Below are 13,478 nucleotides of genomic sequence, written 5' to 3' on the forward strand. Positions count from 1 at the left end.
GGGAAAATATTGCAATTGACCGGGAAGATCCATTAATTCGAATTGCTCATTCCCTTTGTTTATATAAGCTGCACTTGCAAAATGATCCGCCGTAAACATAATGGAATTTTCTAAATTCTCTTTTCCTATCAAATCTGTCAGAGAAGCCTTAGCAAAGTCCTCTGCATATAAAAACTTTTTTTTCAAAAAGGGCAACTGTTTTTCAATTTCCATCTTACTGGCCAACAAAACTTCCTTTTCACCCAGGTAATAACTAATCAATTGTTCTGTTTTGCCGTTTTGATCAAAATCTCCATAATACATCCTTACTGGCCGTCTGGAGCTTGCTTTTAAACGACTATTCAATCCTTGATTTCCTGCTAGGATATCTGCTTTCCCGTCGTTATTGATATCTGCTATAAAAACGGATGTCCACCATCCCTTCTCCTTCCCAACTTGTTTCTTTTCAAAATGATCACCCCTATGAAGATATACAGTTACTGTGCCCCATTCAGAAGTCACTACTAGGTCTTCTTTCCCATCTCCATTCATATCGGCCCATTGGGCACCAGTTACAAAGCCTGCTGTGGAAAGATCCTTCGACCATGTAGCGGTTACATCTGTAAAACCATTCTTCTTGTTATTCAAGAGCAAATAAGAGTTAGGATTTCTTCCATAATCTGCAGGAACCGTTCTTCCACCGATAAAAAAATCCGGAAATCCGTCCCCATCAAAGTCAGCACTAACAATGCAGGAGGCCGTAAGTTTAATCGATTCAAAGGCAGAGGGCACCAACTCAAAGCCCTCTTTTCCTTTATTCAAATAAAGCCTGGGCTGGTTCATAGTACTCAATTTACTGAACTCGTTTCCTCCACTCGCCACCAGCAGATCAGGCAATCCGTCTTTATTTACGTCCGCAAAAACAGCTGCTATATCTTCAAATACACTATCTCGAGTAAGTGCCGGCACCTCCATTTTTTGAAACTTACCCGATAATTGTTGAATAAAAAGTTGTCCTGGCTGATTTCTTGCACCTCCAACATAGACATCATCCAGTTTATCTCCATTTATATCCGCCACTGCCAGTGCCGGACCTTCTGTCGTAAAACTATGCGGAATTAATGGATCCCGGTTAAATTCAATATAAGGGTTTTCTCTATGCTTAAAAAAGATTTCGCTTGATTTGGTAACATCATCCAACCCGATTAGTTTTATTGGGCTCATAAGCGGAAACTCCTCCGGCTTTAATTTCGGCAAGCCTTCTCTCCATTTTAACAGCAAACCCGTAGAATCCGGAGGAAACTCAAATCGCTCAAAGCATTGATCAGGCCAGATTATCCAGGCTGAATCAGGGTTTGCATTTCCTAAAGCGAGATGTAGATCCTGTTCCATAGAAGACTGAAACCCATGCACAGGATACTTTTCAAAAGAAAAAATGGACTGTCCTGAAAAAATCAAAATCTTTGCACCAAGCGCATTCCGATTAGCAGGTTGTCCTAACAACCGTACAGAATAGACATTTTTGTCTGTTTTTCCCTCATGCGTATTCCTGTAAATAAGGGGTGATTCATTGATATTATTTACAACTATATCAAGATCGCCATCATGGTCCAGATCTGCGTATACAGCTCCATTGGAGAAAGTAGGTGGATTTGTCACCACTGAATCAGTCCAATCTGAAAAAGTCAATGAGCCAGAATTTCGGAAAAACTTATTTTTCAATTTAATTTGAGGAAACTGATCAATTACCGCCTGGTCATTCTCTTTTATATTGCCCGATTGAATTTTACGCTGCATCGCGTCATTGGAGATAAAATTTACATAATCAATATCATTTAACCGCTTGGGAATACCGTTAGAAATGAAAAGATCCTTATACCCATCGTTATCAAAATCTAACCACAGAGGCGCCCATGACCAATCGGAAGCAAAAACGCCCGCATAAAATCCTATTTCACTAAAGCTCGCATTTCCATTGTTGAGCTGAAGATTATTTCTGGTATATTGAGGCTGATATCCATACCGGAGTTTCAGAAGAGAAATATTATACTCGTCCTCTCCAAGGGACCTTTTTAAAATATAGGGATCCTCCGGTAGCATATCGACAGAAATAATTTCTGGCAGCGCATCATTGTTTATATCTGCAATATCCACTCCCATAGAAAACTGGGAAGTATGCTGCAACTGTTCGGTAGATTTATCCAGGAAACTACCGTCCTTTTGGTTTATATAGAGATAATCATTCTCATGAAAATCATTACCAATATAAATATCAGGATACCCGTCCAGGTTTATATCGGCAATTGAGATCCCTAGCCCGTATCCTATGACAGAACTATGTATGCCCACCTCACGTGTAACATCAACAAATCGGCTTCCTTCATTTCTGAAAAACCGGTCTCCGGATATGGGATGATAGGTACCTAGAAAGGAACTGCGTTCTCCAAAAGTTCCATTGTGATGAAGAGAGTGATTCATCAGGTACATATCAAGGTCACCGTCCAGATCATAATCCAGAAATGCTGCCATAGTACTGAGCCCTTTAAAGTCCAGTCCGTAACTTGCGGCCATTTCTTTATACTGCGGCACCCCGTCTTTGATACCGGTACAAAGCAATAATTGATTACCCGCTGTAAGGCCTTGAAGTGTTGCCACCCGACATATATACAAATCCAATAAACCGTCGTTATTGATATCAATGACCGAGACACCTGTTGACCAACCTTTATCATCAGGAATTAAAGCCGCCTCCGTAACATCTTCAAAACGCAGGCTCCCACGGTTTAGGTAAAGCCGGTTCCGCTCCTGGTTCGCCGCAAAAAAAAGATCAATACTTCCGTCATTGTTAAAATCACCCGCCCCCATTCCTGCACCGTTGTAAAAATACATGTATGAAAACATGTTCAGTGAATCTGTCGATTGCAATCGGTTTATAAACGCTAAACCAGATTGTTCTGATCCAACTACATCAAAAGCAGTGGGATTTTTTTTTGAATTACAGGAGGTCAGCAAGCTGATCAACGCAAGCACTATATTCACAGATTTCCACATATCAGTTCTTATTGTTCAGTAATTCGAATAGTTGAGGTTTGTCGTTATTGGGAACAAGAAGAACAGAATACTTTCTTCGGCTATTTAGTAAACTGAGTGACTGGGTTATGCCCCTGTACTCAAATCCGGCAGCCGGGCCGCTTAAATAGGCCCATTTTCTTCTACCCTCATTAATAAGAACATGTCCATAAGACGCATCCAGCCTGCCAAACTGCGGCAGTAAAGCAAACTTATCCCCCCCCATCAGAAGATCTGGCAAACCATCCTTATTGATATCGCAGGAAACAATTGCATTTACAGAAGACAATTGAACAGGAATCGGCAACTCTTCAATTGAAAAAGAGCCCCCCCCCTCATTCCAAACTATGATGGATGTATTAAAATTGAAAAGCCGCTGTGTTGCCCCGGAAATCATTTCTGCACTGAATAACTGTTGAATAGACCTGGATGCGTACTGTTCATGTTTGAGATTTTGTTTTTTCAGTGCAGGCACCTGGTCGGTTAACTCTTTTCTGGTAAATACGGGAAGATCCTTCCCATCAATAGACCTTGTCAGAATTTTTTCCTTTTGGCCATTTTCATTAAAATCCTGGATCCACAATTTCACCGGATTCAGAGCGTCTGGTTGCAGATAAAAATTTTTCCCCACATTACCCAATACAATATCGTCTTTCCCGTCTTTATCAACATCCAGCGATTTAACAGATTGCCACCAACCAAACATTCCCATTAGGTTTGTTTTCATGGCCTCAAATCGCCTGCCCTGAAAGCGCAGCAAAAGCGGCTCCATCCATTCACCTACAATAACCAGCTCATTATGCTGATCACCGTCCAAATCAGCCAGGCATGCATCGGTAATCATGCCTGCAGAAAGCAACTGAGGTGCAATATCTTTTGTTTGATCAGTGAAACCTCCTGTTCCATCGTTAATCCATAAATGTGAATCTGGAAACAATCCATATTGAGCAGGAACTGAACGACTCCCGATAAATAAATCAAGATCACCATCTCCATCCCAATCTTCAGCAAGAATTACGGCTGTATTTGCGGTATTCACAGGCAATAGATTTTGAGATAGATTAAACCGCCCTTTCCCATCATTGATAAATAATCTAAGCTGAAGTAGTTTACTGCCAGCAGCCTGATTGTTACCGCCTGCACCAACTATCAAATCCAAATCACCATCAGAATCTGCATCAAAAAACAAGGCTGCTACATCTTCAAATGAAGCATAATTTTTCCAGAAGCTACTATCTGTTTCTAAAAAGCCATTGCCCGACTGCAAATAAAGATGGGCCGACTTACCACTTGGACCGCCCACAAACAAATCATCTAAACCATCTCCATTCACATCTCCCACTGCATTAGCCGGGCCTTCCCGGGATAGAAATACCGGAATATTTCGTTCATTATAAATATCCTGATAATCGTCCTCCTCAGGTGTTTTAAAAGCTACCGGTGTATTATTTTTAAAAAATTTATGGGCAGGAGGTTCTAAGGTAGTAAACCCAGGAAGTTCCGCTCCTTGTGTAAATTGCAGCGTTGTGTCAACAGGAATATTTTTCAACATCTCTACATGGCGGTCAGGCCAGACAATCCGGAGGGAGTCAATTTTATAATTTACACCCAGACCAAAATGAAGCGTGTAGTCAACCGAGGACTGAAATCCTCTTGTAGGAATAAGTTCACGGCTATGAATAACATTACCCTGATATAGTAAGACCTTTGCACCCACCGCAAACAGGTTCCGTTTTGTTCCGATAAGTTTTATCTTCAAATAATGAGCAGAAGTATCCTGCTGACTGGAATTATTCCGGTAAATAAGACTTGGTTGGTTTACCGTATTTACAATCAAATCAAGATCTCCGTCGTTATCAAAATCGCCATAGGCAGCTCCATTAGAAAAGCTAGGTATATCAAGCCCCCATTGCTTTGCCATATCTTCGAATTGCAAATCTCCCTTGTTCCTGAACATTTTATTTGCAATCGGATTGGAGGGCATTTTATTAATTATCTCACTAACCTCCTCCTTTCTGCCAGTGAGTACCATATTCTGAATTACATCATTTGCGAAAAAGTCGATAAAATCCTGATCCGTAACATCCTGGTAGATACCATTACATACATAAATATCATTCTGCCCGTCATTGTCCGCATCAAAAATCAGCCCCCCCCAACTCCAATCCGATGCAGCCACCCCGCTGTAATAAGCCGTTTCCAAAAATTTTCCATTAGCGGTATTTATTTGAAGGGTGTTTTGCAGGTATTGATTGTAAAAACCTGATCGTTGTTTTAAACGTTGTATATCCGTATGTTCAAATGTGGTGGTCGTTTTTAAACGAAAATCATCATCGGGCAGCATTTCTGTTACGAAAATATCTGCATACCCATCATTGTTCAAATCGCCCATATCGGCACCCATAGACGAATGGCTGACATGTTGCATATAGAGTTCCAGTTCCTCTTTGAACTTCCCATTCTGTTGGTTAATGTACAGATAATCACGTTCAAAAAAATCGTTTGAGACATAAATATCCGGATACCCATCGTTATTTACATCTCCTACCGTAACACCCAAACCAAATCCAATTAAACTACCATAAATATTAGCTTCTTCGCTAACGTCCGTAAAATGACCATCATCGTTCCGCAAAAGACGATCTCCTCCTCCTTTCAAAAAATCAGCCACTGGCCAGTCCTTTGCCCTTAAATCACGCTTATTGGCGTAATTAAGTGTATTAACAGGGATAAAACTATTATTAAGGATATATGCATCCAGGTCTCCATCCAGGTCGTAATCAAAAAAAGCCGCATGGGTGGTATATCCGGCATCTGCGAGGCCGTATTCTCTTGCTTTTTCAGTAAACGTAAGGTCTTTATTGTTAATATAGAGCGCATTATCCTGAATCATTCCTTTTTTATAGCCAGCATTACAAACATAAATATCGAGCCAGCCGTCATCGTTGATATCAACAAATACGACACCAGTACTCCATTTATCGGCATCTTCAATACCAGCAGAACGAGATATATCTTCAAACTTGAAATCGCCTTTATTAAGAAAGAGTTTATTGGCTCCCATATTGGCTGTAAAAAAAAGATCAGGTAAGCCATCATTATTGATATCGCCTACGCCGCAGCCTCCTCCGTTATAATAATTTCTATAACTGAATATATTAAAGTTTTCATCACCTGTAACCGTGTTGGTAAAATCAACACCAGCTTCTTTCATTAAGGTAAACCTGGCTGGTTCCTTAGTTTGCTCAGACTTGCAGCCTCCAAACAAGAGCAACACCCCCACCATATTTCGAAACAATTGCTTCATGCTTCAAACTAAATAAAAAAAATGGTCATTTAAGCAAATGACCATTTTTTTACGCATTTCTAATTTAATTAATAACCCGGGTTTTGTGTCAGGTTAGGATTAACAGCTAAGGCATTGGAAGGAATCGGGAATACGATATACTTGTTATCAGAAGTTCCTGGTTTAGTTGGTCCATAGGGTGCCAGGAATTTTCCAAAACGGATCATATCATGTCTTCTCCAGCTCTCCCAGTAAAACTCGCGGCCTCTTTCATCCAGCAAATTATCTGCCGTAAGTGAAGCAAGTGAAGTAGCTCCTCTTTTAGCACGAAGATCATTTACTATATCCAGCGCGTCATCCGTATTGCCTTTACGGAATAGTGCTTCTGCTTTCATTAAAAGCACATCAGAATACCGCAATAACACATAGTCGTTAGATGCAGTTCCTGCCAGATCATCCGTCATATTGGGAACATATTTAACAACACGGATACCCGGCGTTTCTACTTGTCCGCTTAATACCGGAGCAATATCTCTTGAAAAAACGAGGTTATTACCAGAACGATCCTTTAATGCAACCCCGTCTTCGTCAAATTGTTGACCAATCAGAAAACCCACCCGCATACCAGTCAAATTAGTAAAGCCGGGATAAGCTTTTCCGATACGTTGATCAACTGCTTCAAATTTATCATAAAAATTTGCCAGCGTTGCAAATCCGTTCCAACCACTAGGGGTTTGGTTATAGTGCGTTCCACAGTAATAATGAAAACGCACATTTCCTCCGTCACCAATATCATTTTTATTAGCAAAAATGATCTCTTTGGAGTTTTCAGTATTGGCAGATGTAAAGCTCAGGAAATAGTCGTCTTCCAACTTGAATTTGCCACTGTTTATTACCTGATCACAATATTGGATGACTTTATCCATATCCGCAGCATCAAAGGTTGGTGCTAACCGATTCGCATAAACACCTTTATTCAGGTATGCTTTTGCCAACATGGTTTTGGCCATCCATTTGGTTGCCTGTGTAGGAGGTGCAGTTTCACTTAAATTCGCTTCAGCAGCTTCAAGATCTTCAATAATCTTACTAAGTGCTTCTGTACCTACTAAAACTTCCGGATCCTTAAGGAGATTCTCTCCAGGCTCCCTAACCGGCACCTGATTATATAAATCCAACACATAGAACATGGCATAGGCTCTTAGCGCATAGGCTTGTGCAGCGGCTTGTTCTGATGGATTAAAAGTCAGCAGGTTGGTTGTATTAAATACAATCTGCAACAGGTTGTTGAAATTTTCTCTGATCCGTTGATTTTCAGGATCCCAGTTATGCGTATGAAGAACCCTCCAGACACCGTTATCATCCCAGTCACCACCTCGGGTAGGTCCTATACAATCATCCGATGACATATCCTGTAAGGCAAATACACCGGTTTGATCCTGGAAGGGTCCCCGGAATGAGTTATAACATCCACGGAGCAAACCGTTAATATCGGCTATCTCCTGCGCCTGCTCAAGCGTTAATTCCGCATTGAGCTTTTCATCCAGCTTTGTGCAACCTGTAAGAAGTCCAACTCCCATCCAACAAGTTGCTGCTATTACTATAGATTTCATATTGAAAAATAGTTTAAAATTAAAGTGAAACACTTAAACCTATCATATAACTTCTTGCAGATGGATAGGGAGTATATTCAATACCAAAGGAAGGCACCCCATCCAAGGGCTTAGGAGTATTAACCTCCGGATCAAAACCACTGTAATTTGTAAGTATAAACAAATTCTGCCCGGTTAGGAAAACATTCAGCCCCTTAAAGCTTTTCCCAACATCACCAACAAAATACGAAACCGTCATATTAGCCATTTTAAAGTAGTCTCCTTTCTCCATGTAGCGAGTGGAAACAGGCTGAGAATTGGCAGGATCTTCCAAGAGGTTTTTGTTATATACAGTACGGGCAATATTTCGGTTATTGTTAAGGTTACCAATAGCCAGCGTTGCCTGGGTCGTATTGTTATAGATATCATGACCGAAAGCACCGTTCATATTCATGTTCAGGCTCAATTTCTTGTAAGCAAGGGTTGTACTGAATCCAAGCAGTGTAGTTGGATTAGGATTACCTACAAAAAATCGATTGGCATTATTGTTTGGATCACCTCCTTCAAAAATTGCTTGTCCGTCTTTATCGATTTCTATAAACCGACCCATAAAGAAGGCATTCAATGGTTGTCCATTTTCCATACGTTGTGCAAATGCACCCGTTAATCCCTGTCCGCTTATTGCTCCTGTAAATACGTTCGGACCAGTATAATTTTTGAGCTCATTCTTCAGGAATGAAGCAAAAACACCCAGATTCCATTGAAAATCCTTTTTATCAATTGCCCGGTAATTCAAAGTAAATTCCAATCCTGAGTTGATTACTTCGCCCGGAAGGTTAACCCAATAACGGGATGCCGGCGCTGGCGGTTTCGCTTCGAAATTGAAGAGCAAATCGGAGGTTTTCTTTATGAAGTATTCAATTGAACCATCCAGCCTATTATTGGCAACACTATAATCTACGCCAAAGTTGTAAGTTTCAGAAGTTTCCCATTTTAAATCTGGGTTGGCCACATTCACCAGGGCAAACGCTCCATTAGCTCCGGTATAAGCATACCTGTCTTGTGCAGAACCCGCAGGAAATTCCTGGTTTCCGGTAATACCCCAACCTGCCCGCAATTTCAGGTTATTAAAAACTTTGGATCCTTTCATAAAATCCTCGTTAGACAAATTCCAGGCGGCGGCTAATGCAGGGAAGTATCCGTACCGGTTGTTCTCTCCAAATTTATTGGATCCGTCCGCACGGAATGTTGCTGTCAGCAAATATTTATCTTTCAGGTTGAAATTTACCCGACCAAAAAAAGATTGTAATTCAGACGACGGATCTGCAAATGCGCCCAAACCCCGATTGGCTGAATTCGAGCCCTGCAGATAATTCGTATAAGGTATTGCATTGGACGTAAATCCTTCAGCGCCTGCACCAAATCCACGATTACCGAATTTCATATATTCATAACCAAGGGTACCTGAAAAAAACAGCGCATCAGTCAGTTGTTTGTTATAGTTCAATGTGTGTGTCAACTGCGTAGTAGTAAGTTCGCTGTTTTGTGCGGTAGCCCATCCAAGATTTTCAACCCCCGGAATATTTATCCACCGGGCAATTTCTGTTCTTCTCGTTCCAGACCCATAATTAACACTCAACAACATCCTGTATTCAAGATTTTTATTGAATTTGAAGTAGGGAGAAATACTGGCAAGAACGCTGGTTGTTTTAGAATTGTCATTATATGCTTCAGATGCCGCCAGCGGGTTAATATTCGCATTGGGGAATCCGCCTCCTTTAATATTTAAACTACCATCAGGATTTCTTAATGGACGAGTGGGATTCCATTGTAAGGCCTGGCCTATTAAACTTCCTTCAAAACCGGAGTTCGTAGCAATGGGAGCAATATCTTCTACAACCTGAGAAGTAATAACATTGATATCCAGTCCCAATTTTTTACTTTCCAGAAACTTAAAATTACCGTTCAGGTTAGCCGTATATTTCTTCATGCCTGATTTGATAATTATACCTTCCTGATCGTAATATCCCATTGATAAACGAAGCCGGGCATTTTCATTTCCACCACTTGCACTTACGTTATAATTTTGAAAAAGCCCTTTACGTGTTATCGCATCCATTGCATCAACATTTCCACCCCAGTCATTTCCCGAGATAGAATAAGTGCTCAGGGCATCACGATATTCAGCTGACGACAAAACTTCCAGCTTTTTTAGTATTTCACTAAATCCCACCTGAGTTCCTACATCAATTTTAGGAGCACCACTTTTACCCCGCTTGGTTGTTATCAATACTACCCCATTTGCACCCCTGGATCCATAAATTGCCGTTGCAGACGCATCTTTCAATACATCCATAGAGGCAATATCAGCCGGGTTTAAAAAATTAAGCGGGTTGGCGTCTGGGGATGCTCCTAAGCCTCTTGCATCAAGTCCCGGACGTGCAGATCTACCATCCAACGGAACCCCGTCCACCACATACAGAGGTTGCCCTCCAGCTCTAACGGAAGCATTTCCGCGAATCCTTACCGACGTTTGTCCTCCTGGCTGACCACTATTATTTAAAACCTGAACGCCAGCCACTTTACCCTGGATCAACTGATCAGGGGCATTCATAATACCCTGATTAAAATCCTTTTCTTTCACTTGCGCAACTGAACCGGTCAGGTCTTTTTTACGGGCAGTTCCATAGCCCACTACCACCACTTCATTTAACGCATCATTACTTGATGTAAGGGCTACCGAAATTTCATCTCCCGAAATGGCAACTTCCTTGGTCCCAAAGCCTACTGATGAAATAACCAGGGTTTTGGCATCAGCAGATACACCAGACAATCGAAAATTACCACTGGCATCTGTAGAGGCAGCAATGGTAGTTCCCTTTACCGTAACAGTAGCACCAATAATTGGTGTACCATCTTTTGAATCGGTGATTTTTCCGGTGAGGACGCGTTCCTGGGCCTGGATAGAGGAGCCGAGGAAAATACAGAGTAGGAAAAGGGAGAGCCTCCCTACCCATCGTGGCAATGCAACAGTCATAGTTGTTTTGTTTTGGTTTTTGTGACGGTTTTTATATTGATTTCATATAAAACTTATTAAACCACACTACCCAAATCCCGGGAACTACCCGGTCTTTTATAGGCAATCAAGAAAACTTTAATGCTGCTTCTTCATCCCCCCATTCGCTACACACTTCCACAGCATCTGCAATCAAATTCCAACTTTTTATTAAGAGTTTTTTACCTTTTGGCCAGCAAACGGTTTCGCAATCGTTTGTTGTGTACAAGTTACATATTGATTTAAAATTATCAAGTTTTTATTAAATAATAACATTTTTGTGGCCAGAATTACCATTAAAGATTTAGCCAGGAAACTAAATATCAATCCATCCACCGTTTCCCGAGCCCTGCGAAACCACCCGGACGTAAGCGCCAGTCTCCGGGAAACCATTAAGCAACTGGCCGATAAAATGGGGTATAAGCCCAATCATATGGCGATTAACCTCCGCAGGGGCAGCAGCCATACCATTGGGCTTATTATCCCCGAAATAGCCCCGTTTTTCTTTCCTTCCCTGATAAAAGCGGTGGAAGAAGCCACCCACGCCAAAGGATATAACCTGCTGGTATTACACTCGAACGACAGCATCGACCGCGAAATAGAAAACGCGGAAATATGCGCCAATATGGGAGTAGACGGCGTTTTGGTATCCTTATCCCGCCAAAGCCATGATATTGAACATTTTCAGGAATTAATGGCCGCAGAAGTACCCATTGTGTTTTTTGATAAAGTCATTCATAACTCCCTGGCGCACCAGGTGGTAATGCCCGGAAAAGATGCCGCGCTACTGGCGGCCAACACCTTAGGCAGGTCAATTGCGACAGGGTCGCGCATTATGGGTATTTTTGCCGACACCCGTCTTTCCATTACCGAGGATCGGATGACCGGGTTTAAGGAAGCCATCCAGGCATTAAACTGGCCCGAACAGGCTGTTGAACTTGTTGTTGCAGATAACCCGGAAGCAGCCCGTACCGCATTCCGGCTTGCCTGGCAATCGGATCATCGGCCTGCAGCAGTATTTGCTATGAGCGATGAGCTGCTTTCCGGCATCGTCCAGGTCATCTACCAGGAAAAGATCCGCATTCCGGAAGACCTGTTTCTGGTGGGAATAAGCGACGGGGTATTACCCAGCTACCTGCCATTTCAATTCCCTTATGTGAAAACCTCCGGATTTGAAATGGGTACTGCTGCCGCTGGCCTGCTTTTCCAACTGATCCGGAAACTGCCCATCGCAGCGGAAACCCATTACCTGGAAATAGGGCTGGTGAACGCCGGTTAATCAGGCCAGTTCGCCGATGGGTTCAAAAAGACTTTCCACGGGTACCTGTGCCAGCAGTTTATCTTCCAACAACTGGGCATAGGTTTCGAAATATACGATCACATCTTCTCGCTGGTTGCGTTTTAACCAGCGGAATCCACCGGGCAGGGCGTTCAGTACGGCCCGGTCTTCCAGGTATTCAATATTATGTATATCGGTTGGCGTCAGACCGGTTTCCTGCAATTTGCTCATTAATAGCCCCAGGGGCACATTGGTAACAGAACAATATTCTTCAGCAATTTCGGTCCACTCGCCGGTGCCACTGTGCGCATACTGTAGAATTTCCTCCTTACTCAGCCTGGTTACTACCTGCAACAGGTGCCCGCAATTGCAGCCACCATGGTGCCCCCAGGCATAATAAGCCCCATTTCGAAGATTTGCCGCAGCCTGCCGCAAAGCACTGATCAACTCGAGCCGGATTGTTGCCATAGTTCGTTGTTTTTATAAATTTCTCCTGCTTACAGCATATTAAACAGCTTTGTTTAAAGATGGTTCTGCAGCTAATCGATCCTTACCTTTAAGGCACTAAACAGATGTAGCATGAAACACCTTTTTAAAGGGCTGATGACCCTTTTATTTTCAGCGGGACTTCAGGCACAGGAAGCCCCTCTCTGGATGCGATACCCGGCTATTAGCCCGGATGGCAAAACCATTGCCTTCGGTTACAAGGGCGATATTTACCGGGTAGATGCCGGCGGTGGTATAGCTGTACCACTCACCATCCACGAAGCACAGGATATGATGCCCGTTTGGAGCAGGGATGGTAAAAGCATTGCCTTTGCCTCCGATCGTTACGGAAATTTCGACGTCTTTATTATGCCCGCTACAGGTGGTACACCAACCCGCCTAACACACCATAGTTCACCAGATTTCCCCTTCGATTTTTCGCCGGATGGCCAGCAGGTGATATTTGGCAGTGCCCGTTCTGTTCCGGAAAAAAACATCCGGTTCTACAGTCCGCGGCTTTTCCAGAATCTCTATTCCGTTGCAGTTAAAGGGGGCCGTGCTATTTTGTTGAGTTCAGCAGGTATGGATATTGCCCGCTACAACAGCAAGGGTACAGCCATCGTTTTTCAGGATCGTAAAGGCTATGAAGATGCCTGGCGAAAGCACCACAATTCCTCGGTTACAAGAGACATCTGCTGCTTGAAACAGGCTCCAATACCTTTCAGTGTGTGCGTG

General features: G+C 42.5%; 6 protein-coding genes and 1 pseudogene. 2 read left to right on the forward strand and 5 right to left on the reverse strand.

The annotated features are described in order from the left end of the window. From A1D16_RS05885 to A1D16_RS05900, 4 genes are all read right to left on the reverse strand, one after another. On the reverse strand, nt 1-3,030 hold a 3,030-nt coding region (locus A1D16_RS05885), incomplete at its 3' end, for a VCBS repeat-containing protein (protein WP_290708359.1). Between the two features lies 1 nt (nt 3,031). Continuing rightward, on the reverse strand, nt 3,032-6,355 hold the full coding sequence (locus A1D16_RS05890) for a VCBS repeat-containing protein (RefSeq protein WP_290708360.1): 3,324 nt from the start codon (nt 6,353-6,355) through the stop codon (nt 3,032-3,034). A gap of 68 nt (nt 6,356-6,423) precedes the next feature. Then, nucleotides 6,424-7,944: a RagB/SusD family nutrient uptake outer membrane protein gene (locus A1D16_RS05895; RefSeq protein WP_290708362.1), complete on the reverse strand. Its 1,521-nt coding sequence runs from the start codon at nt 7,942-7,944 to the stop codon at nt 6,424-6,426. 19 nt (nt 7,945-7,963) lie between these two features. After that, nucleotides 7,964-10,960 (reverse strand): SusC/RagA family TonB-linked outer membrane protein, encoded by a 2,997-nt coding sequence (locus tag A1D16_RS05900; RefSeq protein WP_290708363.1) that lies wholly within the window; start codon nt 10,958-10,960, stop codon nt 7,964-7,966. 298 nt (nt 10,961-11,258) lie between these two features. Between A1D16_RS05900 and A1D16_RS05905 the strand changes: the two genes are divergently transcribed. Then, nucleotides 11,259-12,257 (forward strand): LacI family DNA-binding transcriptional regulator, encoded by a 999-nt coding sequence (locus A1D16_RS05905; protein WP_290708364.1) that lies wholly within the window; start codon nt 11,259-11,261, stop codon nt 12,255-12,257. Here A1D16_RS05905 and A1D16_RS05910 read toward each other — a convergent pair whose 3' ends face one another. Continuing rightward, nucleotides 12,258-12,725, reverse strand: a complete 468-nt coding sequence (locus A1D16_RS05910; protein WP_290708365.1) for a hypothetical protein — start codon at nt 12,723-12,725, stop codon at nt 12,258-12,260. Nucleotides 12,726-12,836: 111 nt separating this feature from the next. On the opposite strand from A1D16_RS05910, the pseudogene A1D16_RS05915 reads away from it, so the two are divergent. Next, a pseudogene (locus A1D16_RS05915) lies at nt 12,837-13,478 on the forward strand (hypothetical protein); the annotation flags it as partial.

Origin of the sequence: Flavihumibacter sp. CACIAM 22H1, from assembly GCF_001601815.1 — a bacterium.
Classification (GTDB): domain Bacteria; phylum Bacteroidota; class Bacteroidia; order Chitinophagales; family Chitinophagaceae; genus Flavihumibacter.